This is a genomic window from Arthrobacter sp. AD-310 (assembly GCF_054656615.1).
In genome coordinates this window covers 135870-160820 of the sequence record NZ_BAAHNO010000003.1, presented here as the reverse complement: position 1 = coordinate 160820, position 24951 = coordinate 135870, and the positions used below count along the sequence as shown (strand labels likewise).

The following is a 24951-nucleotide window of genomic DNA, read 5'->3' as shown; positions in this document are numbered from 1 at the left end:
CGCCGCGGGTGTGTCGGCTGCCGCCGTGCTCGCCTGGTCGCAGGCGGGCGGCAGCGGACCCGGCGAGGTCCTTGCCGCCGCCCTGGCCCATGTCCCGGCGGCACTCGTGTTTCCCGCGCTGACCGTGCTGGTGTTTGCCCTGGTTCCGCGCTGGAGCGTTCCGGTGGGGTGGGCCGCGCTGGCCGCGGCGCTGGTTCTGGGACAGTTCGGGGAGCTGCTGGGGCTGCCGGTATGGCTTCAGGACCTCAGCCCGTTCCGGCATTCGTCGGCCATGCCCGTGGAGGACTTCGACGCCGGCGGCGCACTGCTGATGGCCGCCGTCGCCGTTGCCGCGTCGGCTGCAGCCCTCCGGCTGGTGCGGGAGCGTGACCTGGTGGCCTGAGCCATATCGCTGGGGGCCAGTTGGGACTGCGGGCTAGGAGTTGCTGTCGGAAATCGCGGAGCTGACAGCTGTGGGGCTGTCGTATTCGCGGTCCGGGATGGCTTCAAGGGCGCGGAGCACGTTATCGTCCGCGCCCTTGTCCTTGGCGTTGGACAGCAGGGCCTCACGGCTCGCCGGGTAGTCCACGCCGCCGAGGAATTTCTGGATCTGGATGGGGTTCGGGGTGTCGGCCATGGGGCAAGTTCCTTTCAGAGCAGGGGGTGCGGGAGGACTTTAGCGGTGGTTCGGCTCAGGTCCGGGCCCGTCGTTTCAGCCAGCCCCAGATTCCGGTGGCAACAAGAAGCACCAGGCCGATGACGGCCAGCCACAGCAGCCCCTCGATGACGAAGCCCAGGACGGACAGAACCAGCCAGATAATAAGCAATGTGATGATTAGTCCCATTCCCGCATCCTAGCCTGTCACCGGACGTCAATCACGCCCATCATGCCCAGGTCCTCATGGTCCAGGATGTGGCAGTGGTAAACGGACCGGCCGCGGAACCCCTCGAACGCCACCCGCACGGTGACCCGCCCGTTGGCCGGAACGTTGACCACGTCGCGCCACATGGGGGCACCCGGCTGCCGCCCGTCCTCCATGACCTGCATGGGCCAGACATGCAGGTGGAAGGGGTGGTCCATGGGGCTGGTATTGATGATCGTCCACTCCTCGACGCTGCCGGCGGCGACGCTGGTGTCCGTCCTGTCCGCGTCGTATTCCCGGCCATTGATGGTGAAGCGCATCATGCCGCCGGCCATCCCCATCCCCATGCCCATGTCCATGGTGAACTGGCGGTGCGCCGCAACCGCGGATTGTCGCAGGTCGCGGGGCGCAGCCCGCGGTTGACTGGCTGCAGGTGGGACGGCGGCTTCCCCGGAAACACTAAGAGTTGCCAGTGCTGTGGCGCCGATGTCTTCTTGGGGCGCGGGCCGGCCAAAACCGCGGCCCATCATCCCGGCCATACTTCCGCGGTCGTACGGGGACGCAAACAGCACGGACTCGCCGGGCCGGGTGGTGACCAGGAGATCGGCCCGGTTGCCGGGAGCGAGGACCAGCTCCTGGACATCCTCCGGGTCCTGCCCGCGGTTGGAATCGATACCCAGGAGTTGCAGCTGCTGGCCGTCCAGCCGCAGCCGGAGGTAGCGGGACACGCAGGCGTTGAGGATCCGCCAGCGTTCCTGCTCGCCCGGCCGCGCCGTAAACCGGGGGCTGAGCTGTCCGTTGACCAGGACCAGTCCGCCCTCGCGGCCCATCATCCGTTCCATGTCCGACACCGGACTGATGCTTCCGAGGCCGTCCAGGGCGGTGTCAGACACCACCAGCAGGCGTTCGGTGCCGGCCCCGGCGGGTACGGGGTCCTCGACGATGATGGCCCCAAAGAGACCGGCGAAGATCTGGTCCGCCACCGTGCCGTGGACATGGGGGTGGTACCAGTAGACGCCGGGCGGGTGATCGTTGGGGAGCCTGTATTCATAGTCGAATGAACGGCCGGGCTCCACGTGGACGAAGACGTTGTCCCCGTTGCCCTCCGGCGAAACGTGCAGGCCGTGCAGGTGCAGGTTGGTGGCCTGGGCCAGGTTGTTGGCAAGCGCGATTTTCAGGGTGTCGCCCGGCTTCAGGCGCAGGGTGGGGCCGGGGATGCTGCCGTTGTAGCTGAGCGCGTTGGCCTCCCGGTCCGCCAGCCGGACGGGTCCGGGCGCAGCCGTCAGCCGGACCTGCAGCAGCCCGGCCGAACTGCGTTCCTCGGGCGGCTGGCTGAAGGCAGTGCCACCGGCCGGGGCAGGGGCGCCCGGGTTGCCCTGCCCGGTCAGCGTCCAAGCCAGGCCGGTACCGCCGGCAGCCGTGGCGGCGACGCCCAGGCCGCCCAGCAGAAGTGCGTTGCGGCGGCTGATGGGGCGCACTAGCGGCCCTCGTTGAGCACCTTGACTTGTTCGCGGTACTGGTCCGCGGTCAATTCACCCCTCGCGAAGCGCTCATCGAGGATCCGCCTGGCTGTGCTGTCGCCCATGGGCGGGTAGGGGCCGTGGCCATACTGGCCGCCCTGGCCTGCATGGACGCCGCCGCGGGACACCCAGACCGCCAGCAGCACCAGCAGCGCGATCCCGATGAGCAGGAGGGGGCCCCAAAGCCACATCCACCACATGCCCTGCCCGTAGCCCCACATCATCACCGGCACCTTTCTTCCGTCCGTACTCCGATCCTCGGGGGCGGTTGCCACCAGCGGTAGAGTCCGAAGTCCTTTCCGCCGGTGTCAACGGGCGTTGTGGTCGGTTCCGCGCATGCGGAGGGCGACCAGGACCCCGGAAGCCGCGGTAAGGGCGGCCACCGTCATGACAGCCGCGGGGATGCCGTAGGCATCGGCAACGAGGCCCGAGAGCAGCGCGCCGGCGGCGAAACCGGAGTCACGCCACAGCCGGTAAATCCCGACCGAGCGGGCCCGCCAGACGGGATGGGCGACGTCGCCGATGGCGGCGAGCAGCGTGGGGTAGACCATGGCCGTGCCGGCGCCGAGCATGATGACGGCGGTGAGCCAGGTCCCGAAGTCCTGTCCGATGGCAACCAAGGCCAGGGCCGCCGCCTGGACGAGCATGCCGCCGGCGATCAGCGGTTTCCGGCCGATCCGGTCCGAAAGGGGCCCGGTGACCAGCTGCCCGGCGCCCCAGACGGCCGGGTAGGCGGCGGCCAGGATGCCGATGCGTTCGATTCCGAGCCCTGCGGCGGCGAACAGGACCGGGAACAGGCCCCAGGCCAGGCCGTCATTGAGGTTGTTGACCAGGCCTGCCTGGCTCACGGAGGACAGGGATCTGTCGCGGAAGCTGGTCAGGGTGAAGACTTCGCGGTTGCCCAGCCCGGCGTGGCTGCCGGTGTGGACCGGAACGTGGGCAGCAGCTTCGGTTTTGGCGTGATGGTGGGTTTCCCGGACGGCCAGGACGGACAGACCCAGGCCGACGGCGATGAACACGGCGCCGAGGAGGAAGGGGCCGGGGCGCAGCCCATAGGTTTCGGCGATGTAGCCGGTGGCCAGTGCGGTGCCCGCGACGCCGAGGTAGCCGGCCGCTTCGTTCAGGCCCATGGCCAGGCCGCGCCGTTGCGGGCCGACGAGGTCCATTTTCATCATGACCGTGGTGGACCAGGTCAGGCCTTGGCTGATGCCCAGAATGACGTTGGCTGCCACGATCCAGCCCCAGGACGGGGCGGCGATCAGCAGGAGCGGGACCGGCAGGGCGATGAGCCAGCCGGTGACCAGGACCGGTTTGCGGCCGTGGCGGTCGGAGAGCGTCCCGGCGAAGTAGTTGGTGGCGGCTTTGGCCAGCCCGAAGGCCAGGATGTAGGTCAACGCAGCGGTGTACTGGTCCAGGTGGAATTCCTGCCCGGCGAGCAGCGGCAGCACGGTGCGTTCCTGGCCGAGGGTGCCGCCCACGAGGGCGTTGACGGCCACCAGCAGCATGAACTGGGCCAGGTTCTGCCGCAGCCCCAGGACAGCCCGGATGGAACCCGCGCCATCCGGCGTCTTTTCGCTTGCCATGCAGGGTGCTCCGATCATCGTGGGTGGGCGTGAAGGTGCCCGGGCGCGCTTGGGGCAACGCGCCCGGGCGGGTGCCCGGGCAGGAGGGGGGTCCTGCCCGGGCGGTCTTGGGGTGTTCCTGGTTATGCTGCCGGGACGCTGTTCTTCCAGGAGTTCCAGGCGGCGTAGCTGCCATCGAGTTCGACGACGTCGTACCCGGCGCGGCGAAGGGCGCTGGCAGCAACGGAGTTCCGGACGCCCGACTGGCAGTAGCTAACGATCGTGCCGCCGGCGGGCAGTTCGTCCAGGTGCCACATGAGGCGGCCGCCGCTGAGCTGGTACGAGCCCGGGACATGCCCGGCCTTGTGCTCGGTCTTGTTCCGGACGTCCAGCACCATCGAGGCGTCGAAGCCGTCGAGTTCCTCGGGCTGGATCAGCTTCGGGGTGGTGGTGGGCAGTCCCTCGATCGTGGTGAGGTAGCCGGCCACATTGTCGATGCCCACGCGGACCAGGTGGTCCCACATGTCCATCGCCTGTTCCTGGTCGTTGGCCAGGAGCACCAGCGGGTTCTTGTCCGTCTCCGGGTTCACCACCCACGCGCCGTAGCTGGCCACCGACTTGCCGGCCGGGACGTTGAGCGAACGGGCCACTGTGCCTTCGTGGACTTCGTTGTTGGGGCGGGTGTCGATAAAGGTCAGGGTGTCCGCCGCCAGGCCCGCGGCAACGATGTCCGTTGCAAGTTCCGGCAACGGCGTCCGCTCACCCATCACGGCAGGGCCTTCGCGGTTTTCGCGCTTCATCCGGCCGAAGTAGGCGTGGGCGTCGGGCTGGCCGTCGAGGAGTTCGTCGATGAAGCCCTGCTCGTCGTTCGCGGCGAGGTAGGGGCCCCACCACGCGTAGAGCCGCTCATACCCGACCGTGGAGGACGGGATGGCGCCGAGTGCCTTGCCGCAGGCGCTGCCTGCACCGTGCGCAGGGTGGACCTGGACGTAGTCGGGCAGGGTGAGGAACTTGTCCCGCAGGCTGGCGAACAGCTGCTTGGCACCCTCGAACCGGGTGTCAACGCCGCCGGCAGCCTCATCCAGCAGGTCGGGCCGGCCCAGGTCGCCCGAGAACACGAAGTCACCCGAGAGCAGGTAACCGGGCTGGTCGCTGAACGCACCGTCGGTCACCAGGAAGGACAGGTGCTCGGGCGTGTGCCCCGGGGTGTGCAAAGCCTTGATGGTGATGTTGCCCAGGCTGATGGTGTCGCCGTCGAAGAGGCGCTCGCCGTCGAATTCGTACTGCCAGTCCGGCCCGCCCTCGCCGGAGACGTAGATCTTGGCGCCGGTGGCGGCAGCCAGCTCGCGGGTACCGGAAAGGTAGTCCGCGTGGATGTGGGTCTCGGTGACAGCCACGATCTTCATGCCGTTCTTTGCGGCAAGCTCCTGGTACACGGCGATGTCGCGGCGGCCGTCCACCACGATGGCTTCACCCTTCGCCTGGCAGCCGATCACGTAGCTGGCCTGGGCGAGGTCTTCGTCGTAAATGCGCTCGATAAGCATGTGGTGCGCTCCTTCGGTTGGAAAGGGGGTGGGGGGTGTTCTGAAACCAGTGTATATACCCCGGGGGGTATCCCGCAAGGAGGCGTTTGCACTGATTTCGGGTAGCAGGAAGTCAGCTGTGCTGGTGTCCGGCCTCGGCGCGGGCCTTGTCCATGTCGAGGTTTTTCACGGCCTGGATCACTTCTTCGAGGCCGGTGGCGTTGAGGGCGCCGGGCTGGGAGAAAACAAGGGTCTTGTCCTTGAAAGCCATCAGCGTGGGGATCGAGGTGATGTTCGCTGCGGCGGCGAGGGCCTGTTCTGCTTCGGTGTCCACCTTGGCGAAGGTGATGTCCGGGTGCCGTTCGGCGGCGGCGCCGTAGGTCGGGGCGAATTGGCGGCAGGGGCCGCACCATGCTGCCCAGAAGTCAACGAAGACAATGTCGTTGCCCTCCAGGGTCTGGGCGAAGCTCTGTCCGGTGACGTCGATGGTTGCCATTGTCTTCTGTGTCCTTTCGGGTTGCTTGAGGCAGGTTTTGGGGATCAGGCGGTGGGGAGTCCGGCGCGGGTCCAGGCGGTCATGCCGCCGGCCATGGTGTCCGCCGTGTAGCCAACGCCGTTGAGGGCGTCGGCGACGGCGGCGCTGCGGTTGCCGCTGCGGCAGACCGCGATGACGGGCACGGCCGGATCCAGTTCGGACAGGCGGGCCTGCAGCTGGCCCATGGGGATGTGCAGGGCGCCGGGGATCATGCCCTCGGCCACCTCGAAATCTTCGCGGACGTCGAGGATGCGGGCAGTGGAGCGCCGTTCTTCGGCTTCGGTAACGGTGATTTCAGCCATGCTGGTTTCTCCTTGCTTGATGGCGGATTCAGGCGGGTGAGGGGATATTGCTGCGGCGGCCGCTGCTGTTCCGCAGGGGGCAGGAGCTGATGAAGAACCAGCAGATGCCGGCGGCGGCTGCGGTGAGGGCTGCGACGCCTGCTGCGATGAACCATTGCAGGTCGGCAGGTGCCTGCTGGATGAGGACGAAGGCGCCCATGGCCAGGACGAACCAGCCAAAGGCTTTGCGCAGGGCGGTTTCGGGGATGCGGCCGGCGAGTTTGGCTCCGATGAGGGAACCGGTGATCGCGGCGGCGGTCACACCGAGGGTGATGCCCCAGTCGAGCTGAACGGTGGTGAGGTAGCCGGCAAGTCCGGCGAAGGACTTCATGGCAATAACCACCAGTGAGGTGCCGACTGCGACGGACATGGGCAGGCCGCCCAGCAGGGCCAGGGCCGGAACCACCAGGAACCCGCCGCCCGCGCCGACCAGGCCGGTGATGAGTCCCACCACAGCGCCGTCCAGCAGTACCCGCCCAAGGGGCAGTTCGTGCTTGACGGGCGCCGCGCCGTCGTCGTTCTTCTTTTTCCGCCCGCGCAGCATGGCCAGGGAGGTGGCGACCATCATGATGGCGAAGGCGATGAGCAGGATCTGGCCGGGAATATGCCCGCCCAACAGGCCGCCGGCGAACGCGCCCGCCATGCCGGCGGCACCAAAGACCAGGCCGGTCCGCCACACCACCCTGCCCCCGCGTGCATGGCTGATCACGCTGACCACAGAGGTCACGCCGACGACAAAGAGCGACGCGGCAATGGCTTCCTTGGCCTCGAACCCGGCCACGTAGACCAGGATCGGCACGGTCAGGATGGATCCGCCGCCGCCGAGGACGCCGAGTGAGAGCCCTATGACGACTGACAGTGCAAGGACCAGGAGCAGGGTGGGGGTCATGATGCCTTGGCCCCGGCGTTCACCTCGGTGTTGACGGGCAGGGCAAGGATGGCGCTTTCGCGGGTGGGCTCCTTGGCGGCCTTATTCCACGGCATCGCCGCGAGGGCCTTGCCCATGGCGCACGTATTGGTCGCTGCCGAGAAGGTCAGGCCGGTGCCGATCGCGCCGGCGAGGGTGCGGATCTTCGGGGAGACGAACTTGCCGCCGGCCAGGCCCAGCACCACCAGGGATCCGGCCACCAGGCGGACCTGGCGTTCCAGGTCCCAACGGTCCTTGCCCTTGACCACATCGCCGCCGGCAGTGGCAAAGCCGGGTGCGCCGCCGGTCAGGACGTAGGCGGTGTCGATCCCGGCCTTGGCCAGGCGCTGGCGGGCCTGTTCGGCGCGGACGCCGGACTGGCAGACCAGGACCACGCGGGATCCCAGGCGGGCGGCGAGCTCGTCGGTGTGCTCGGAGAGCAGCGGCAGGGGCACGTTGTAGGAGCCGCGGATGTGCAGCGACTCGAATTCGGCCGCGGAACGGACGTCAATCACGGTGAGGTCCTCATGCTCCTTGAACCAGGACTTGAGGGTTTCGGGAGCGAGTGCGGTAACGGTCGGTGCCGTGGAAGGGGAAGTCATTGCTGGCCTCTCGGAAGTGGGTCTGCTGGATACCCCACCGAGTATTACAGATACCCCCTGGGGTAGTCAAAAACACCCGAGGGGGTATACGATGGACTGCAAGCAATCGACACCTGGAGACACCGTGGAACTCAACCCCTCAGAACTCGGCCCCATCATCAACCGTTTGAAGCGCGCCCAGGGCCAGCTCGCCGCCGTGACCCGCATGCTGGAAGAAGGCCGGGACTGCAAGGACGTGGTCACCCAGCTTGCTGCCGTCTCAAAGGCCCTGGACCGGGCAGGATTTGCCGTGATTGCCACCGGCCTGGAGCAGTGCATCGTCCAGAAGGACGCAACCATGGACAAGAAGGACCTGGAGAAACTCTTCCTGTCCCTCGCCTGAGCACACCCGCCGACAAACAATCCAAGCCGCCGCACAGCCCAAGGAGAACCATGACGTACACCCTCGCCACCGCCGTCGACCTTCCCTGGAACGAAGCCCTGGACCGCACCCGGGACGCCTTGGCAGCGCAGGGCTTCGGAATCCTGACGGAGATCGACGTCCGCTCAACCTTCGAAACCAAGCTCGGCGCTGAAGCGGCAGACGCCGTCGGCGACTACGTCATCCTTGGGGCCTGCAACCCGGCCCTGGCCAGCCGCGCACTCGCCGCCGAACCGGAGATCGGTGCACTGCTGCCGTGCAATGTGGTGGTTCGCCGGAGCAAGGATGCGGTGCTGACCACGGTTGAGGCCATCGACCCCCAGACCATGGTCCAGCTCAGCGCCGCCCCGTCAGTCAAGGACGTGGCGGACGACGCCGGCGCCCGCCTGAGGAAGGCCCTCGCCGGCCTTGCCGGGCCGGCAAACTAGGGGTGTCCCCGGAGCCCTTCCGGGACGTTAGCCGTGGTGGGACCGCGCCCGGAAGCCGGCATAGCCGCTGAACAGGCCCAGCCGGGCCGCGAACCAGTAGGCCCCGGCGCATTGCAGCGCGAACCCGAGGACCCCGACCACCGGTTGGCGCAGGCTGACCCCGATGATCACCAGTGCCAGGCCGGCCAAAATGGCCAGGACCGCGTACGTCACCCGGTGCGGAGGCTGGCGGACGGCGTTCCCGCCCGACAGGTTCCGCGCCAGGCGCGGGTATTCGCCGCTCAACTGTTCGGCAAGCGCATCCAGGCGCCTGCGCTCCTCATCCGAGAGGGCCATGTGTTCACATCTTTCCGGCTGTGGCGGCGGGACCCCGGGCAGGGGCCGGCTTGTTCCGAAGCCCGGGTCCCGTCAGTAATCACGGTAGGCCCGGGGCCGTGTGCGCACAATCGGTGTTATCCACTCGCAACGGCGGCGGATAATTCTTGATGTCCCCGTGACGCCCGGCCCCCAACGCAGGCCGCGGAAATTGCTGGTGACTGCCGGCCCGGCCCGGGTATAAACTCGCTGCGCGCCCAAAGAATCCGGCGCGAACGGTCCTCCAGCCGGGAGTGATGATCATGACCGAACGCCATCTCACCGTAAGCCGGCGCGCAGCCGCGTCCCCCGCTTCCCTCTGGGCCGTGCTGGAGGATTTCCCGCACCTCGCCGACGTCTGGAACGGCCTCAAAGGGTCCGAACCGATCGGCACCCGGGCCGGCGGGCTCGGCGCCCGGCGGAAGGTGCGCCTCGCCCCCGTCGGCACCATGACGGAAACGGTCACCGGCTGGGAACCGGGCCGCACCCTGGCAACCATCAACCAGCCTTCCGCGCTCGTGCCGTTCCGGAAGGCAAAGTCCAGGCTGGTGCTCGAGCCCGACGGCGGCGGGACAGCCATGACGTTCGACTACCGGTACGTGCCACGGGGAGGGCCGCTCGGCCGGCTCACCGGCCCCGCCATCGACAGGATGCTGGCCAAGAGCTTCGAGGACATGCTGCTGGCGGTCGAGACAGCCGCCCGGCGCGCCGGGATCACCCAGCGCCAGGATCATCCAGGTTCAGCGGCTCCAGGTCCGCGATGAGGCCGCTCGATTCGTACGCCAGCTTGATGTTCACGTTGTAGGCGCCGGTGCCTTTGAGGTCGGGCACCCAAATCTCGGCGACCCCGGCGTCATGCGGGGTGGCGCCCACCACCCGGTACGCCAGGTTCTCCGCCTTCCAGGTGTCCGGGACATCCAGCCCGTCCAAGGACCAGGTCAGGAGCAGGGGAACCTGGGCCAGACCCTCGAGGTCGAGCCGGACGGCCATGGCCCAGCCCAGCGGATCCTTCCCGTCCGGCCCTGGCGTGGTTTCCACCCTCTCCAGCGCCTGTGCCAGTTCCACGGCCACCTGTTCGGGCGGAAGCGGCGTGCCGGCGTCGTCCACGGCCTCGATGACCAGCGACCGGGCGGTGAACGTCCGGGCCGGTTCCGTGTAGTCCAGCATGACCTCCTGGTCCGCCACGGACTCAACGTACTCATCCGAAATGGCTGACAGCCCGGAGAGCACTTCCGGCCGCAGGGTCGCAAAAGTCGGGCTCGGGGTGGGTGGGGGACTGATGGAGGGGGACGGACTGCCTGTCTGCGTGGAGGAGGTGGGCGTCGGGGTGTCGGGCGGCGCCGTCGTCGTCGTCAGTGTTGGTGACGGACTGAACGTGAACGTCGGCAGCGGACCCGGCTTGGGCAGCGGCGACAACTGCGGTTTCACCGGCACCATGGTTCCCGGGCTGCCGATGGCAGCCTGTTGCGCCACCGGCTCCAGGGCGAGGTCCTTGCCGATCCCGCCGGAGGTAAAGCCGGACAGCGGCGTGCGCCTGATGATGTGGACGGATTCGATGGTGGCGATGTCAGCATCCGGTGGCGGGAACACCTTCTCCCAGAGGTTGATGACGCCCAGGATCGCAGCCGCCAAGGCTCCCGCACTGAGGATGAGCACCTGCGGGCGCTTGTACCAGGGGGCCTTTGGTTTCGGTTTGCGTTTAGGGGCCACGTTTCCGCCTCCCGCCCCGAGCACACCACGGCAGGCGTTACTCCCGCGTTACGGGAACGTAGGTCAGTCTTTCCGCCGCAGGTGCGCCTCCAGGACGTTGGTGGTCTGCTGGGCGCACCGCTGGAGCTGGCGCAGGTGGGCGGCGGCCAGGACCGGGAGCGCCTCCGCGGGGTCGGCACTGCGGGTTTCCTCGCGCACGGATTGCTCCAGGTTGAAAGCCAGGCCCGCCAGCCGCTCGGCGCCGACCATCTGACTGGAGGTGCGCAGGCTCAGCACGGCGTCCAGGGCGCCGACGGGGTCGCCGCTGGTGAAGGTCTGGCGGATGTTCTGCATGCGCCGGGGCAGCTCAGCCAGAAAATCCCGGACGAACACACGCCAGATGCTGTCGTCGTCTTCAAGGTCCTCCCGCAGCCGGTCCAGCACGGAACTGTCCAGCAGGGGCAGGTCCTGCCCGCTGCCCTCCGTCATGGCCGCCACCCCACAAGACCCTCGCTCATAACGGGAAGAAGCTGCCGGGGGACCCGCCTGGCATGTTCGCCAGGATCTTTTCGGCCACCAGCCGGAGTTTGACGTTCCGGTGGCTGGAGGCTTTGGCCAGGATGGCAAATGCATCCTCGTAGGAGCAAAAGTTCTGCGCCATGATGATGCCGCACGCCAGGTCGATCGAAGTGCGGGTTTCCAGCGCCGAAGCGAGTTGGCCTGCCAAAGCCTGTGCGGTGCGAAGCTCCTCTGCCATCGCATAGCTGGTGCCTGCCCTTCTGCTGAATGACGCGGCCGCGGCGACGACGGACCCGGTGAAGACGTTGTCCGCGCGGGACAACAGTGTGAGTGCAGCGAAGTGCCCCGGCGCCAGGGGGATCGGTACTGACGCCTCCGAGCGGTAGCCCGCCCGCCGGAGGGCCCGCCAGTACGCGGGCCAGCGCGGGTCCGCCACATAGCTGTTGGCGATGACCGCCACCTGGCCGGCGAGGGCCTGGCAGACGGGCCCTTCACCCCGGTCCTCATCATCGTGGACGGAGGCCACCGCGGTGTCGCTGGTTCCCCGCACCAGGGATCCCTGGTACTGGCGGGGGAGTGTCACCGCGTAGTCAAGGGCGCACCCGGCCACGTCGGCGAGGGCGCGCGGGGCGGACCGGACCAGGAGTGTGAGGGACTCCTCGCGGCTGCCGGCGCGGAAGTCGAGCAGGACGCCCGGCGGAGCTGGGGCGTGCACGCTGGGACGCAGGGCGCGGCTCCAGGCTGCCGGGCCGTCGTCGTACCCTGCCTGGTGGTGCGCACTCTGCGCCCGCAACTCCATACCCCGGACCTGCCCCCTGTAGACAGTAAGGCTCCCCTGCGGAGCCTGGTTCTGACGCTACGGCGCGGGGCAGGGGAGGGCACGAGTAGCAGGTACTCGAGTTTGCTATCCCCCCGGTACCCGCACCGGCTTCGCGCTGTTCCAGGGCCAGGCAGCAACGCACGACGGCGGCCCGGAAGGTGGGTGGGCAGGGTTACCGCTCAGAGGAGGAATTGCCGTCTTCCTGGGCAGGATCAAGAGGAAGGACAGGTGTGACCCCGTTGCTGCTGTACGGTGCCATCCGTGGAGGGGGCAGTTCCTTGATCAGTTCGTTGACGGCGTGCGACACAAGGTCACGTTCGTGGGCCGGCAGTTTCAAGGAGCCGTTCAGGTAGGCGTCAACCTCGTACTCGCCGGCGCTGCCGGTAAAACTGAAATACCGCATCCAGACGATGTGCAGCGGCAGCCCCGCCTCGTCCATTGCCTGCCGCGTTGCCTGTGCTTGCTTTTCGGGGTCTTCGAAGGCCTCCACCGGCGCTCCTACTGCTCCGTTATTCCGTTGACTATGTCCCCTGCCACTTCATGAAGGGGCTTGTGTTCAGCCCGGGACGAAGCCAGCATGACGCCGAAGGCCTCACGCGGGGTGATGCGCATGCGCTCGGCCAGCACACCTTCGGCGCGTGCAATCATGTCGCGGTTGGCCAGGGCGTCCACCAGCTGGGAGCTCAGGCGCTGGGTGGCTTCCCTGTCCTGGGCGTTGCCCAGCAGGACCGCGGCAGGGCCGGCAAGCCGCTCGATGAGGAAGACGGTGTGGTCATCGAAGGCGTGGGCGGAGGGCGAGTAGACCTTGAGGGCTCCAATGTGCCTTCCGTCGGTTGTGAGGGGGGCGCTGAGCACGGAGCGGAGGGGCAGGTCCGCCACGGCTGCCGTCCACTCCGGCCAACGGGTTTCGGCCCTGGTGTCCGTGACGATCACCGCGCGCTGCTCAGCCCAGGAGGTCAGGCAGGGCCCCTGGCCGAGCTCATACTGCAGCCGGTCCGCCTGGAGAACCACCGGATCCGTTGCGCCGGCACTTTCCCGGCGTCCCCGGGTGTTGATGATCGAAGCGCCGGCCCCTGCAGCGTTGGGCACTGACTCCTTGAGGACATATGCCAGGGACTGCACGGCTTTGGCCGCGTTCTCTTCCGTGAGGAAGCCGCGTGCCGGCCGGTTGGTCAACGAAGCGAGTTCGTTGGCCAGGGGAAGGGAATTATCCATTGCTAACCCGCCTCTGTCATTTCCGGGATTGCCCCGGCTGCCGGGGAACCTGCTGGTGTCACGCCTGCCGCCTCCGGATTAGCGACGGGTTGTCGAAATGGGTGGACGGGGTGGTGCCGTTAAAGCGTTGGAGGACGGAGAGGGCAACGTCCCGCAGCTTCTCGTTGCGGTTGTTGGATGCCTTCACAAGGATGTCCACGGCCTGTTCCTGGCTGCACCCGGTCTGCGCCATGATGACACCTGCCGCAAGGTCGATGGCCGTCCGGGACTCCAGGGCGGCCTCAAGGTCCGCTGATTTTTCCTCCTGCGCCTGCATTTTCACGCTGAGGCTTACCGCACGTGCAGCCGTTGATGTGAATGCCAGGAGTGCTGCCCTCGCCTCGTCGGGTATGGGGCCGGGAGATTCGCTGTAGCAGTTGAGCGCGGCGGCTCCCTCCGACTTCAGGGCGATGGGAACGGCCAGGACGGAGCGGATTGGGTTGTCGGCCATGGCCCGGACGTATTCCGGCCAGCGCGTCTCGGAACGGAAATCCACAACCTCTACGACCTGCTGACTGTGGAGGGCCTCCAGGCAGGGCCCCTTTTTGAACCCGTACTGGATCTCGTCCAGGGCAGCCGTCTGGGGATCGGTGCTGTTGACGGTGACGGGCCTGCGTTTCCGCCACACAGTGATGCTGCAGTGCGGTTGCCCAAGTTCGCGGCTTGAGAGTTCCACCAGCTGTTGCAGGAAAACTGCCATATCCGGTGTGTCGAGAAGGACGTCGATCAACTCGTCGCTCCGCGCGTCCGTCATTTCGCTGTTCGCCCTGTGCTCCTGACTGCCAAGGTGGCGTCCAGTCCTGCCGCCGCCGTTCATGTTGCCGTCCCGGCCCGCACATCCCAGGCCGCCATTTTGCCTCTCTTCAAAATACTAGTCTTGAGGCCGCTCCCCGGCTCCAGATACATCGGACGTGGCGGGCCGCTTTTCCTGGGCGTGCCGGGGACCGGGGCCGGGACGCACCGTCGTGCCTGTTAGACCCGGAGCGCTGGGCGATGGGGCCGGCAGGAAGGCACGACGGCGGCGGGCGCCGGTGGTGCGAAAGCGAAGGGGCGCCGCGCCGCATCTTCAATGGGCCGCTTCCTCATGGACGGAAGCGCGTGCAGGCGGCAGGCGGGAAAAGGTGTCCGGACGGCTTTGGGGGATGCCGCCCGGACACCCGTTCCACAGTAGTGCATGGAGATGCACATGTGTACTCAACCTGCGGGAGGGCGGAATCGCCGCAGGTCAGCGGGCGGCACGCGGCGCAGAGGCGCTTCGCCGGTGCTGGTGATTCTTGCGATGATAGGGGGCGCAGGAGCTATTCCGCCCTGCGGGTGCCCGCCCAGCCGTCGGGAATGAATCAGTTTGGGGACTGAATGGACAGGAAAAAGCCGGAGCACGCAGCCAGCGAAACGGGGCAGCCTTCGCTCGTCCACGATGTGGCCGTGACGCAGCAGCTATTGGAGGCGGCGGCCGGGACCCTTCGCATGCTGGCGGAGCCCACGCGGCTGCATCTGCTGTGGCAGCTCGCCCACGGGCCCAGGACCGTCACGGAGCTCACCACTGCCGCCACCGTGCCGCGGACCGTGGTCAGCCAGCACCTGGCCAAACTCCGGCTGAGCGGACTGGTGGACACCCGAAAGAGCGGCCGCCACATCATCTACTCGCTGCATGACGGGCACCTGGTCCGGCTGATCCGGGAAACCATCAACCACACGGACCACCGCCTCACGGGCGAACCCGTGCACTCCTGAATGTGGGGTGCGCGGTGGAACGGGGCCGCGGCTGCAGTGATGGGGCCTCCGCATACTGAGAAGTAGTTTCTTCGGCGCCGGTGTGATCTAATGCTAAGCAGCCTTACTACTTCAAAGGTGCTCCATGCTGAAGGTCGGGGCTCGCCGTTTTACGTCCCTGCTCCGGGTGCATGTGATCGTCCACGAATGTGAGATTTGAAGGGAAATCGCGTGATGCCCCATTTGCCCACAGCCGCCGTCGACTGTTCCCTTGCGCGGTTTTGCCGGCTCCCGGGGCTGGAAGCATGACCGGCCAGCTCCTGGCGGAGCGCTACCGGCTCCAGGAACTGATTGGCCGTGGCGCCGCGGCGGGCGTGTACCGGGCCTCCGACGAATCGCTCGGCCGCGAAGTGGCGCTCAAGGTTTTCACCAGGGAAGGCGGGGAGCCGGAGCTGCTCGCGCGGCAGGAAGCTGAAATCAGGATCCTCGCGTCCCTGGTCCACCCCTGCCTGGTGACATTGTTCGACGCCGGCAATGACCCCGCCATGGAGCGCAGCTTTGTGGTGATGGAGTATGTTCCCGGCCCCGATCTCCGCCGGCTTCTGCGCGAAGGGCCGCTGGATTCGGCCAGCATCGCTTCCATGGGAGCCGACGTGGCCGAAGCGCTTGACTACGTCCACGGCCGCGGCGTCATCCACCGGGACATCAAGCCGGGGAACGTGCTGCTGTACAAGCCCCGCCCCTGGGAGCCGGAGTGCCAGTGGCGGGCTAAGCTCGCCGATTTCGGCATCGCCCGCGTGATGGAGGAAGAGCATCTGACCGGGACGGGCCGCACCGTGGGCACCGCCGCGTACTTGAGCCCGGAGCAGGCGCTGGGGGAACACTTGGACGGCGCCAGCGACGTCTACTCCCTGGGCCTGGTGCTGCTGGAATGCTTCACCCGCCAGGTTGAGTTCCCCGGGGGCCAGATCGAGTCCGGGGTGGCCCGGCTGCACCGGAACCCGGTGGTTCCGGACAGCGTCGGTCCCGAGTGGCAGGCCCTGCTGGCCGCGATGACCGCCAGGCAGCCCGCCGACCGGCCGACCGCGGCAGAGGCGGCAACCGCCCTGCACCAGTTGGCCCTGCATCCTCCCGCGCCGGTGATGGCTGTGGCATCCCCTGACACGGCGCCTGTGCAGGAGGTCCCGGCACCCCTGACGCCGCCGCTTCCGATGCGGCTGCCTCAGGCCCCGCAGCAGTTCCGTCCGCAACGGCGGCATAACCGGAAGCTGGGCAAGCGGGCCCGGACAGCCGTGGGGGCCGGCGTCGCCATGGTGCTCCTCGCTGGGGCCGCCACCGCGACCTTTGGCGGCGCCAGCCCGGAGCGGTATGCCGAGTCAGCCAACCCTGCCGGACCCGTGGTGCCGGCGCAGAACAACCCGGTGGACTTCCACCTGGACCAGCTCGAAGGTGCCCTCGAGCCCTCATCCGTGTCACGGGCCATCCTGGATCAGGTACGCCAGGCGGTGCTGGCTGGTGAGCTGCAGGCAGCCCTGGACCACCTGGACCGGCTGGAAAAGGGCGTTGCGGACGAAGCCGCGGCGCAGCAGCTGACATTCGACCAGTTCCGGGCCATCACCACCGCCATCCGCATGGTCCGCAACGACCTCCAGACCCTGATCACAGCGTCCCAGGGTCCCACCGTTGAAGCGGTCAACGCCACCACCCCGGACGCCGTCCCGGTGTCCGACCCGCTGCCCGTCATCGTCGTGGAGCCGGGACCCGAGCCGGCAAGCCAGGAACCGGCCCCGGAGCAGGAGGACCCTGCCGCCGCTGAGCAGGAACCCAGGACGGCTCCCAACGAGAACGCCAAGACAAGAGGCAAACCCGAGGACCCCAGCGGCAAGGGCAAGGGCTGAGGCAGACCTCTTGACGCATCGCTAACACCGAGGCCGGACAACGAAAAGGAACAGTCATGAAGAAACTGCTCATTGCATTCCTTCCCACCATCATCAGCCGGGTGCTGCAGGCCCGGAAGGCCAAGCAGGCCCGGAACATGCAAGCCCGGAACATGCAGGCGCGCCCGCCCCGGCGCCGCTTTTGAGGCTGCAGTTGGGACGGGGTCCACGCTGGCCCCTCGCTCTCAGTTCGCCACAATAAAGGGGACCACCGTTACCCCGGAGTTTGTGGATTCCAGGGTGTCGTCCCGGCAGGACGTCCGCAGGTGCAGCTTGTGGACGCCGTTGGGCAGTGCCCTGGTGTCGATGGCGATAGGGGCCGATCCGGCGGGCTCGGGCCCGAACGGTCCGGCCGCATCCCACAGCACAATGCCGGGGCTGGGCGGAACGGCGTGGAAATCCGGATCGACCGCGATAAAGGACCGTGACGCCGGACGCGAGTCACCGCCGGAGTGGGTGGTCAGCCCCACCTCAGGAGTCCAAACGCCCGAAACAGGGGTGTCGGGAATCGGAACGCTGCGGAACGAGGCTTCGCAGTAGTTCGCGTGCGTGTACCAGCCCTTGCCGCGCAGGAACGCCCCGTGCGATATGTCCTCCTGGGACATGCCGTTCTGGATGTAGATCTGCCAGTTGAAGTTGGTGCGCATTTCCCTGCCGTCCGGCTCCTCGACAAACCCGCGGAAGCGGACGTCCTGCAAGCCTGAATGGTTGAACGCGGAAACCGGGTGCGAGAACGTCAGCCAGCGCTCGCAGGTCCCGCTGCATACAAAATCACCCTCACCCGTGTCAGCAGGACCGGGGCAGCTGAAGTCCGGTGCTTCTGCCCGCAGGTAGCACTTCAGCACCACCGTTTCCCGGTCCGAGGTCTTGAACACCATGGAGACGTAATTCGCTGTGCCCGGATTGTCGTGGAGGATCACCCGCACGTTCACGGTGAGGTTGCCGGAAGTAATGGTTTCGCGCTCAGGGATGCACGCGCCCATGTGGAGGTGGCCTGTATTGGTGCTGGCGTTGTTAGGCTGGTCGGCCTCCGGCATCCACCACGCCTGCGTGTCCACGAACTGCCGCGTCTCCGCGTAGGCGGTGTCGTCAGCTGAGGGTGCCCCCACGCACAGGCCCGGTTCGGCGCGGGCAGGTCCCACACCCAGTGACGGTGCCAGGGCTATAGTCATTGCGAAAGCAAGTAAAAGTGCCAGGGAACGCTGCATAACCATTCATCCTCCAGGCCGCTATACCCTGCACCGCAGGGTATAGGCGAACGTTGATAAGGCCCCAGCGCCAACTGACTGTTGTGATGCAAATAGGCCCGAAGGCGGGGAAAGTATATGCCCAAGCCTTACGGCAAACCAGACTGGCCAGACACCTGCCTTGCTGGTAGCCAAAACCAGGGGTCCCGACCTTGAAACTTCCCCATTGGCGGGTGCACGTTCCGCCGTAAAATGGCGCCACAGCCTGATCCCGCAAGTGTCACCCGGAAGGATCGTCATGAGCCAAGAAAACGTCACTCCTGCTGCGACCACCGCCGCCCGCACGCTGTTCCGTGCCGCGCTTGGCGGGGTTCTGGTCGCCCACGGATCGCAGAAACTCTTCGGCTGGTTTGGAGGCGGCGGCATCGAAGAGACCAGCAAGGGCATGCACGCCATGGGCTTCCGGCCGGCCAAAACCAGTGCCATGCTCGCCGGACTGGGTGAAGCGGGTGCCGGCCTGGCCCTTGCCCTCGGCTTTGCGACACCGGTAGCCGGAGCAGCCGCGGCCACCACCATGGGGGTCGCCGCCAGCGTGCACGCACCCAACGGCTTCTTCGCGATGGAGGGCGGCCTCGAATACCCGGCTGTGCTTGGCCTTGCGGCGACTTCGTTCGCGATCGGTGGGCCCGGACGGGTTTCCCTGGATGCCCTGACCGGCCATGTCCTGGACAGGCCGTGGATGCGGGCTGTCGCCGTCACGGCCATTCCGGTGGCCATCGGCATACAGGTCTACCGCCGTCGAAAGGCCCTGGCCGCAGACAACACCGCGGCATCCGACGCGACCCCGACGGAAGAAGCATCCGTCTGAGTTCGGCCAGTCCCGGCACTTCAGCTACGGCACGGTGCGCAGTCTCCTGAGGGACAGCAGGATGGCCTTTCCGTCGCCGAAAACGGGAAGCAGGAAAACCAAGTGGCCGAGATACCAGGCTGCCACGGGGGAGCCCAGCTGCCACAGGACGGCGCCGACGATCAGGCAGGCGATAGGCCCGCTAAGGCCGACCCCGATCGCCTGAAGAGGCGTGATGGTGCCGGTGGGATGCACCGAAAACCGTGCCCAGGTGGCCGAGACTTCCACCTTCCCGACGCTTGGATACCTCGACAGCAGCACGAGGTGGGCTGCCTCGTGCAGGAAGTACGAACCACCCAGGCCCGCCACCGCATGGAACGCGAACGTCCCGAAGAAGCCGGCCAGGGCAGCATCATTGATTGTGAGCCCCAGTATGACGCCCAGGACTGGAAAGAATGCTGCGGCGGCCGCCCAGCCGCCCACATGCAGGGCCAGGGTTTTGACCGGGTGCGTCAACCGTCAGAGGCCGGTGCGCTGGGCGCTGGCCTGGGCACTGTTGGCCTCGGTGATGAGGGAGGCGCGGTACCGGCGGAGCCTTGTGACCACAATGATGAGGGCTGCCACGAAGGCACTGCAGACGAGCCAGAAAGCGACCAGGCTGGTCCACGAGCCTATTCCCAGGGACATGCCGATGCTGCCGTCGGGGGAACTGGTGGAACTGAAAAATACCGCACCAAACAGCCCCTCCTTCCGCACGTCAGCTTCCGGGGTGGTTGCCATCAGCAGCAAGAGGGCGCCCACCCCGAAAACGAGGGTGAGGACCGCTCCGCCGAATAGTGAGTTCACGCCCAACAAAACCTTACGCATACCGCGCCTTTCGTATTGAAACCTGGATACCCAGGTGGGAGTAGTAGAGGCCCGCCGCGTGGAACGCGGCGAGAAGTGCGGCAGTGACTGCCAGGGGCAATTCGACGACCCCGAAGACAACAACCAGCGTCGCAATGATGAGCAGGCACACGAGGTAGCTCACGATTGCGGAGAAGGGGTTGTCGCGGTCCTGGGGGAAGAGAATGCCCAGGAGATTCAGCAGGATCACACCGCTGACGCATCCGCCCAGGGTCAGCATGACCTGGGTGATGGATGTTCCGGTCAGCAATGCGGCCACCAGGACCGGCAAGGAGGCAACCATCAGCCCGATCACCTGCGACGCAAGCAGGAGGACCAGCGTGCGTCCGGCGGTGGTGGCGTGGCCGGGAAGCTGCCTGATGGGCCGTGTCGCGGAGAAGTGATAGAGGGCCTGCGTTGTCAGGATCCCAACGGTGTAGGCAAGATTCCCCGGCGCCTGCACCAGCAGCACGGACGCAAGGGCATACGTTGCCAAAATCGCGAGCCACGTATCCGCACGTCTGGCCCATGCCGCTACGTACCATCCGAGTTCGCGGGCAGTCCAGGACGAGCGGAAGTTGATCCTGAAAAACTTCCGGGCAGCCGTGTAGGTATGTGGGACCGTCAGCCACGCGGCACATGCAGCCCCTGCGGCAATAACCAGGAATGCCGCGGCGGCAGCCAGGTGGCCGTATTGGCTTCCCAGGGTGATGAAGCTGTCAGTCGCGTGATAATGGTCCTGCCGGTTCAGGAAATCCTGCGACATGGCGGTGGCAAGCGGCTGGGCTATCGTCGAAAATGCCGCCAATATCGCCGCGCAGGCAATGAAGCTGACAAGAGTGGCTATCCGGGGCAATTTCACGGCGTTAATGGTCCGCATCAGCAGGTTGTTGAAAATCAGGAGTGCCGTAAAGGCGCACACGGCGGGAAATACAACGCCCTCCATGATGAGGACCAGTCCCGGGAAGCCTGCCAGGATCGCCACCGCCAGGCTGACCGGGATGAATACGAGCCCAATGACCCCGAGGATGATCAGGGCTTCGAAGACGGCCAAAGCCGCAGACCGCTGCTGGTTGGTCATCGGCAGTTGCCACGTGAACGTCATCATGTCCGAGGACCGGCCGAAGAGGACGCGGACAAACAGGAAGGCGAGAATGGTCCAGTACACGGTGGAGATACTGGCGACGCGGGCAAGAAACTCCAGGTTTCCGGCCCCACCCAATGCCGGCTTCAGGAACAGGTAAGCAAAGAAGGTCAGGGCTGCCAGGGAGAACACCGCAGCTGCAGCGACCCCCACCCTGAAGAAGGAGTCCCGCAAGGGGCCCTGCGACAGCACACGCCTGCGCATGTAGGTCGCCAGCAGCCTCACAAGCAGGACTGTATTAGACGCTTTCATGCTCACTTCCAAACAGCATTTCATCGACTCGCGACTTGAGCGTTGTCCCCTCAGTCCGCAGCTCTTTGATAGACACCCGGTCCAGCACCAGGGCATTCTTCATGACCACAACCTCGTCTGCGACTTCCTCAAGCAGCGGGAAGTCATGCGTGCACAGCAGGACACCCCTTCCACGGTCACGCATCTCGCCGAGCCGGCGCATGCAGTAGCGCTGCGCGTCCAGGTCGATGCCGTTAAACGTCTCGTCGATCACGGTCAGCGGCCGGTCCAGCAGGAATGCCGTCAGGAACTGGACCTTCTTCTTCATGCCATGTGAGTAGTCTTCGATCAGGTGCTCCTCGCGCCCGGCCATGCCGAGTGCCTGGAAGGCAGAGCTCACGTCGCCGGCGCTTGCCGCGGGTGTTCCGTACATGCGTTCGACGGCGCGGTAGTACTCCAGCCCGGTCAGGAAATCCGGAAGAAAGTCCTCGCTGGGCAGGTAAATCGCGGTTTTCTTCCCATCCAGCTCATGGTGCTTATATCCGGATAAACGGATATGCCCCTGCTTGAGCTGGTAGTTATCGAAGATGAGGTTAATTAAGGTCGACTTTCCCGAGCCATTGGGTCCGACAAGGCCAACAATTTGCCCTTCTTCAACGGCGAGGTCTGTTTCGAACAGAACTATCGGGCCGTTCCCATAAGAGAAGGACACGTTGTTCACGTCGAGTAAAGCCGTCATTCATTTCGCCTTAATGTTTTTAGTAAAGGGAGCCTGCCCGTCAGTCCCGGAATCATGAGCTGAAGTGCTGTTCCCATTTATTGTCCCCCTCATTGAGGATTCAGCGGAAGGTTATTCCTTCCTTTGACCGAAACCCCTGCATGAGCGTAGCCACATCCATAGGGTTAGTCAAACAACTTTATGAACCGGATTCAATGGTTACGCTCCTTTTGCTGTGCGGCGGCGCATATAGCAGTCAGCACCCTTATTAATTGCGGTCAAAGGGCTCTGTAAACCAAGTGGCGTCGAGGCTTGCAGTGCCATTCCGAGCCTTGCCCTCCTCGCGGCCGGGGTTTCTTGGGCGCGATTGTCGGTCGCTGTCAAGTCAATTCGAATGCCCGCGGAATAATGCGGTGCGCAATTGAGTCTCAAGCCCGCGGCGGGGGGCGTGCGCAAAAAAAGGGGGCGGGAGGTGATGGGGCGTGTGGGGGAAAGAAGCAGGAAGTGATAGGGCGTCCGCAGGAAGGGGGTGGGAGGTGATAGGGCGTCGGGGCGGGAGTGGCGCTTGACGGTGCCGCGGGCTTTTGCATATCCTGAACGAACGGTCGGTAAATAATTCCGCACGTCCCAGACGGTCTTTGCATAGGAGCAACCATGGCAGCGCAGAACCTGCAGTCAGTGCCCGCCGAGCCAGCCCCGCGCGAGCAGGAGCAGGCACAGGCGGACCAAGAAGCCCAGGCCCACTTCGACCGCATCATGGCCGAGGATTCGCGCATTGAGCCCAAGGACTGGATGCCGGCGGCCTACCGCAAGACCCTGCTCCGCCAGATCAGCCAGCACGCCCACTCGGAGATCATCGGCATGCAGCCCGAGGCCAACTGGATCTCCCGCGCCCCCAGCCTCAAGCGCAAGGCCATCCTCATGGCCAAGGTCCAGGACGAGGCCGGCCACGGGCTCTACCTCTACTCCGCCGCCGAAACCCTGGGCCAGACCCGGGACGAGATGATGGACGCCCTCATCGCCGGCAAGGCCCGCTACTCGAGCATCTTCAACTACCCGGCCCTTACCTGGGCGGACATGGGCGCCATCGGCTGGCTGGTGGATGGCGCAGCCATCTGCAACCAGGTCCCGCTGTGCCGCGCCTCCTACGGTCCCTACGGCCGCGCCATGGTCCGCATCTGCAAGGAGGAGTCCTTCCATCAGCGCCAGGGATTCGAGATCCTCCTCGAACTCTCCAACGGCACCCCCGCGCAGAAGCAGTTGGCCCAGGACGCCGTGAACCGGTGGTACGCCCCGGCCCTGATGATGTTCGGCCCGCCGGACGACGATTCGCCCAACTCCAAGCAGTCCATGGCCTGGAACATCAAGCGCTTCAGCAATGATGAACTGCGCAGCCGGTTCGTGGGCATGATGGTCGAGCAGGTCAGGGTCCTGGGCCTCACCCTCCCGGACAGCCAGATCCGCTACAACGAGGACACCAAAAAGTGGGAGCACGGTCCGCTCGACTGGAACGAGTTCCACGAAGTCCTCGCCGGCCGCGGCCCCTGCAACGCCCAGCGCCTCGAGCGGCGGAGAGCAGCGCACGACGACGGCGCGTGGGTTAGGGAAGCAGCCGCCGCCTATGCGGCAAAACAGTCAGCAAAGATGCAGAAGGAATACGCAGCATGAGTCCCCACGGCAACCCGGAAGAACCGGCCAGCTCGGCAGCAGAGATCAAGCGCGAGGCGCCCAAGGCGTCCCCTGCGCCTGAGCAGCATCACGATAGGAGCGCCTGGGGCCTGTGGGAGGTCTTCGTCCGGTCCAGCCGCGGCCTGAGCCACGTCCACGCCGGCAGCCTGCACGCACCGGACGCCGCCATGGCCCTCCGCAACGCGCGCGACCTCTACACCCGCCGCAACGAGGGAGTCTCCATCTGGGTTGTCCCGGCAGAGGCCATCGCCGCCAGCGACCCCGACTCCAAGGGATCCTTCTTTGAGTCGCCGCAGGGCAAGGACTACCGGCACGCCACGTACTACACCAAGAGCGAAGGGGTAAAACACCTATGAGCCCCCAGTCAGGCAGCACACCTCCAACAACGGGCCACGGCGACATCTCCACCGGGGTCGCCGGCGGCGACTCCAACGCCTCCGCCACCCGCATCACCCCCGGCAACGCGCTCCGCCCGGAGGACATCGCCCTCGAGGTCAAAACCGGCCTGGCCAAGCCCAGCCCAGAAGCAGCAGAGTACGCCCTCCGCCTCGGTGACGACTCCCTGATCCTCGCCCAGCGCCTGGGCCACTGGATCTCCCGTGCGCCCGAACTGGAGGAGGACATCGCCCTGGGCAACATCGCCCTGGACCAGCTGGGCCACGCCCGCAGCTTCCTCACTTACGCCGGCGCCGGAATGCCCAATGAGGACGGCACTCCCAAATCCGAGGACGACCTGGCCTACTTCCGCCGCGAGCACGAGTTCCGCAGCGTCCAGCTGTTCGAGCAGCCCAACGGCGACTTCGCGGCCACGATCGCGCGGCAGTTCATCGTGAGCTACTACCAGTTCGAGCTGTACCGCCGCCTCACCGAATCCACGGACGCCACCCTGGCAGCCATCGCCGCCAAGGCCGTCAAGGAAGTCGACTACCACCGGGACCACAGCGCCCAGTGGATCCTGCGCCTCGCCGGTGGCACGGACGAGTCGCGGCAAAGGATGATCCACGGACTGCGCCTGATGTGGCCGTACGTCGAGGAGCTCTTCCGCGACGACGACCTGGTGACGCGCCTCGCGGAGGCGGGCGCCGCCGTCGTACCTTCCTCGCTGAAGGAGGACTTTGACCGCCTGACCGGCGAGGTCCTCGCCGAGGCCGGGCTGGAGGTCCCGGACGTTCCGGCCGCTCCCGGAGGCGGACGGCAGGGCAAGCACTCGGAACACCTGGGCTACATCCTCGCCGAGATGCAGGTGCTGGCCCGAGAGCACCCCGGAGCGACCTGGTGACAGT

32 protein-coding genes and 1 pseudogene are annotated in these 24951 nt (G+C 66.4%); 11 read left to right on the top strand and 22 right to left on the bottom strand.

All coding sequences use genetic code 11. The features are described 5' to 3' along the window. Positions 1–382, top strand: a pseudogene (locus ACYQ1Z_RS01965) (ABC transporter permease); the annotation flags it as partial. Positions 383–415: 33 nt separating this feature from the next. On the opposite strand, the gene ACYQ1Z_RS01960 reads toward ACYQ1Z_RS01965, so the two are convergent. The 10 genes from ACYQ1Z_RS01960 to ACYQ1Z_RS01915 form a co-directional block, all read right to left on the bottom strand. Further along, positions 416–616 carry a DUF2795 domain-containing protein gene (locus tag ACYQ1Z_RS01960; RefSeq protein WP_459790710.1) on the bottom strand — a complete coding sequence of 67 codons (201 nt, stop codon included), beginning with the start codon at positions 614–616 and terminating at the stop codon, positions 416–418. Between the two features lie 55 nt (positions 617–671). Further along, positions 672–824, bottom strand: a complete 153-nt coding sequence (locus ACYQ1Z_RS01955) for an LPXTG cell wall anchor domain-containing protein (protein WP_459790709.1) — start codon at positions 822–824, stop codon at positions 672–674. A 17-nt stretch (positions 825–841) separates the two neighbouring features. Beyond that, positions 842–2320, bottom strand: coding sequence for a multicopper oxidase family protein (locus ACYQ1Z_RS01950; RefSeq protein ID WP_459790707.1), 1479 nt, complete (start codon positions 2318–2320; stop codon positions 842–844). Further along, positions 2320–2586, bottom strand: coding sequence for an SHOCT domain-containing protein (locus ACYQ1Z_RS01945; protein ID WP_459790706.1), 267 nt, complete (start codon positions 2584–2586; stop codon positions 2320–2322). The genes ACYQ1Z_RS01950 and ACYQ1Z_RS01945 overlap by 1 nt, the downstream gene beginning before the upstream one ends. An 84-nt stretch (positions 2587–2670) precedes the next feature. Then, positions 2671–3945, bottom strand: a complete 1275-nt coding sequence (locus ACYQ1Z_RS01940) for an MFS transporter (RefSeq protein ID WP_459790704.1) — start codon at positions 3943–3945, stop codon at positions 2671–2673. Between the two features lie 122 nt (positions 3946–4067). Then, positions 4068–5468 (bottom strand): MBL fold metallo-hydrolase, encoded by a 1401-nt coding sequence (locus tag ACYQ1Z_RS01935; protein WP_459790702.1) that lies wholly within the window; start codon positions 5466–5468, stop codon positions 4068–4070. 112 nt (positions 5469–5580) lie between these two features. Then, on the bottom strand, positions 5581–5943 hold the full coding sequence (locus ACYQ1Z_RS01930; protein WP_459790700.1) for a thioredoxin family protein: 363 nt from the start codon (positions 5941–5943) through the stop codon (positions 5581–5583). A gap of 44 nt (positions 5944–5987) precedes the next feature. Then, the gene (locus ACYQ1Z_RS01925) at positions 5988–6284 is read right to left on the bottom strand and encodes a rhodanese-like domain-containing protein (protein WP_459790699.1); all 297 of its coding nucleotides are present in this window, start codon (positions 6282–6284) and stop codon (positions 5988–5990) included. A gap of 28 nt (positions 6285–6312) precedes the next feature. After that, positions 6313–7212 carry a sulfite exporter TauE/SafE family protein gene (locus ACYQ1Z_RS01920; RefSeq protein ID WP_459790698.1) on the bottom strand — a complete coding sequence of 300 codons (900 nt, stop codon included), beginning with the start codon at positions 7210–7212 and terminating at the stop codon, positions 6313–6315. Continuing rightward, positions 7209–7832: a rhodanese-like domain-containing protein gene (locus tag ACYQ1Z_RS01915; protein ID WP_459790696.1), complete on the bottom strand. Its 624-nt coding sequence runs from the start codon at positions 7830–7832 to the stop codon at positions 7209–7211. Before ACYQ1Z_RS01915 ends, ACYQ1Z_RS01920 begins: the two co-directional genes overlap by 4 nt. 124 nt (positions 7833–7956) lie before the next feature. On the opposite strand from ACYQ1Z_RS01915, the gene ACYQ1Z_RS01910 reads away from it, so the two are divergent. Together ACYQ1Z_RS01910 and ACYQ1Z_RS01905 are read left to right on the top strand one after the other, a co-directional pair. Beyond that, on the top strand, positions 7957–8214 hold the full coding sequence (locus ACYQ1Z_RS01910) for a metal-sensitive transcriptional regulator (protein ID WP_459790695.1): 258 nt from the start codon (positions 7957–7959) through the stop codon (positions 8212–8214). Between the two features lie 50 nt (positions 8215–8264). Then, positions 8265–8681, top strand: coding sequence for a DUF302 domain-containing protein (locus ACYQ1Z_RS01905; RefSeq protein WP_459790694.1), 417 nt, complete (start codon positions 8265–8267; stop codon positions 8679–8681). A gap of 27 nt (positions 8682–8708) precedes the next feature. Here ACYQ1Z_RS01905 and ACYQ1Z_RS01900 read toward each other — a convergent pair whose 3' ends face one another. Then, positions 8709–9017, bottom strand: a complete 309-nt coding sequence (locus ACYQ1Z_RS01900) for a DUF3040 domain-containing protein (protein WP_459790692.1) — start codon at positions 9015–9017, stop codon at positions 8709–8711. 281 nt (positions 9018–9298) lie between these two features. Here ACYQ1Z_RS01900 and ACYQ1Z_RS01895 point away from each other — a divergent pair, with 281 nt between their 5' ends. Beyond that, entirely contained in the window at positions 9299–9799 is a 501-nt protein-coding gene (locus tag ACYQ1Z_RS01895) for an SRPBCC family protein (protein ID WP_459790691.1), read from the top strand. Here the strand turns inward: ACYQ1Z_RS01895 and ACYQ1Z_RS01890 are convergent. The 6 genes from ACYQ1Z_RS01890 to ACYQ1Z_RS01865 all read right to left on the bottom strand — a co-directional run bounded on the left by ACYQ1Z_RS01890 (position 9750) and on the right by ACYQ1Z_RS01865 (position 14071). Beyond that, the gene (locus tag ACYQ1Z_RS01890) at positions 9750–10745 is read right to left on the bottom strand and encodes a hypothetical protein (RefSeq protein ID WP_459790689.1); all 996 of its coding nucleotides are present in this window, start codon (positions 10743–10745) and stop codon (positions 9750–9752) included. The genes ACYQ1Z_RS01895 and ACYQ1Z_RS01890 overlap by 50 nt on opposite strands. 63 nt (positions 10746–10808) lie before the next feature. Beyond that, a complete protein-coding gene (locus ACYQ1Z_RS01885) occupies positions 10809–11213 on the bottom strand; it encodes an Hpt domain-containing protein (RefSeq protein ID WP_459790687.1) in 405 nt (134 codons plus the stop codon). 25 nt (positions 11214–11238) lie between these two features. After that, complete coding sequence (locus ACYQ1Z_RS01880; protein ID WP_459790686.1) at positions 11239–12042, bottom strand: GAF and ANTAR domain-containing protein; 804 nt, start codon at positions 12040–12042, stop codon at positions 11239–11241. Between the two features lie 193 nt (positions 12043–12235). Next, positions 12236–12553, bottom strand: coding sequence for a hypothetical protein (locus tag ACYQ1Z_RS01875; RefSeq protein ID WP_459790685.1), 318 nt, complete (start codon positions 12551–12553; stop codon positions 12236–12238). Between the two features lie 8 nt (positions 12554–12561). After that, on the bottom strand, positions 12562–13278 hold the full coding sequence (locus ACYQ1Z_RS01870) for a GAF and ANTAR domain-containing protein (protein WP_459790683.1): 717 nt from the start codon (positions 13276–13278) through the stop codon (positions 12562–12564). 58 nt (positions 13279–13336) lie between these two features. Then, on the bottom strand, positions 13337–14071 hold the full coding sequence (locus ACYQ1Z_RS01865) for a GAF and ANTAR domain-containing protein (RefSeq protein WP_459790682.1): 735 nt from the start codon (positions 14069–14071) through the stop codon (positions 13337–13339). A gap of 602 nt (positions 14072–14673) precedes the next feature. Here ACYQ1Z_RS01865 and ACYQ1Z_RS01860 point away from each other — a divergent pair. The 3 genes from ACYQ1Z_RS01860 (at position 14674) to ACYQ1Z_RS01850 (ending at position 17113) form a co-directional block, all read left to right on the top strand. Beyond that, positions 14674–15051: an ArsR/SmtB family transcription factor gene (locus ACYQ1Z_RS01860; RefSeq protein ID WP_459790681.1), complete on the top strand. Its 378-nt coding sequence runs from the start codon at positions 14674–14676 to the stop codon at positions 15049–15051. 284 nt (positions 15052–15335) lie between these two features. After that, positions 15336–16928 (top strand): serine/threonine-protein kinase, encoded by a 1593-nt coding sequence (locus ACYQ1Z_RS01855; protein WP_459790679.1) that lies wholly within the window; start codon positions 15336–15338, stop codon positions 16926–16928. 56 nt (positions 16929–16984) lie between these two features. Beyond that, positions 16985–17113, top strand: a complete 129-nt coding sequence (locus ACYQ1Z_RS01850) for a hypothetical protein (protein WP_459790678.1) — start codon at positions 16985–16987, stop codon at positions 17111–17113. Positions 17114–17152: 39 nt separating this feature from the next. On the opposite strand, the gene ACYQ1Z_RS01845 is transcribed toward ACYQ1Z_RS01850, so the two are convergent. After that, positions 17153–18139, bottom strand: a complete 987-nt coding sequence (locus ACYQ1Z_RS01845; protein WP_459790676.1) for a hypothetical protein — start codon at positions 18137–18139, stop codon at positions 17153–17155. A 313-nt stretch (positions 18140–18452) separates the two neighbouring features. Between ACYQ1Z_RS01845 and ACYQ1Z_RS01840 the strand changes: the two genes are divergently transcribed. Further along, entirely contained in the window at positions 18453–19022 is a 570-nt protein-coding gene (locus ACYQ1Z_RS01840; RefSeq protein ID WP_459790674.1) for a DoxX family protein, read from the top strand. 24 nt (positions 19023–19046) lie between these two features. Here the strand turns inward: ACYQ1Z_RS01840 and ACYQ1Z_RS01835 are convergent, their stop codons facing one another. The 4 genes from ACYQ1Z_RS01835 to ACYQ1Z_RS01820 are packed head-to-tail and all read right to left on the bottom strand — an operon-like array spanning position 19047 to position 22000. Further along, the gene (locus ACYQ1Z_RS01835) at positions 19047–19517 is read right to left on the bottom strand and encodes a hypothetical protein (protein WP_459790672.1); all 471 of its coding nucleotides are present in this window, start codon (positions 19515–19517) and stop codon (positions 19047–19049) included. A gap of 3 nt (positions 19518–19520) precedes the next feature. After that, positions 19521–19847, bottom strand: coding sequence for a hypothetical protein (locus ACYQ1Z_RS01830; RefSeq protein ID WP_459790671.1), 327 nt, complete (start codon positions 19845–19847; stop codon positions 19521–19523). A 13-nt stretch (positions 19848–19860) separates the two neighbouring features. Beyond that, the gene (locus tag ACYQ1Z_RS01825; protein ID WP_459790669.1) at positions 19861–21282 is read right to left on the bottom strand and encodes a hypothetical protein; all 1422 of its coding nucleotides are present in this window, start codon (positions 21280–21282) and stop codon (positions 19861–19863) included. Further along, positions 21269–22000 (bottom strand): ATP-binding cassette domain-containing protein, encoded by a 732-nt coding sequence (locus ACYQ1Z_RS01820; RefSeq protein WP_459790667.1) that lies wholly within the window; start codon positions 21998–22000, stop codon positions 21269–21271. The genes ACYQ1Z_RS01825 and ACYQ1Z_RS01820 overlap by 14 nt, the downstream gene beginning before the upstream one ends. 633 nt (positions 22001–22633) lie before the next feature. On the opposite strand from ACYQ1Z_RS01820, the gene paaA reads away from it, so the two are divergent. Genes paaA through paaC form a run of 3 tightly spaced genes read left to right on the top strand, consistent with a single transcriptional unit; the run spans position 22634 to position 24947 of the window. Continuing rightward, on the top strand, positions 22634–23647 hold the full coding sequence (gene paaA, locus ACYQ1Z_RS01815; RefSeq protein WP_459790665.1) for a 1,2-phenylacetyl-CoA epoxidase subunit PaaA: 1014 nt from the start codon (positions 22634–22636) through the stop codon (positions 23645–23647). Further along, positions 23644–24024: a 1,2-phenylacetyl-CoA epoxidase subunit PaaB gene (gene paaB / locus ACYQ1Z_RS01810; RefSeq protein ID WP_459790663.1), complete on the top strand. Its 381-nt coding sequence runs from the start codon at positions 23644–23646 to the stop codon at positions 24022–24024. Before paaA ends, paaB begins: the two co-directional genes overlap by 4 nt. Further along, positions 24021–24947, top strand: a complete 927-nt coding sequence (gene paaC, locus ACYQ1Z_RS01805; protein ID WP_459790661.1) for a 1,2-phenylacetyl-CoA epoxidase subunit PaaC — start codon at positions 24021–24023, stop codon at positions 24945–24947. Before paaB ends, paaC begins: the two co-directional genes overlap by 4 nt. The last annotated feature ends 4 nt before the right edge of the window (positions 24948–24951 follow it).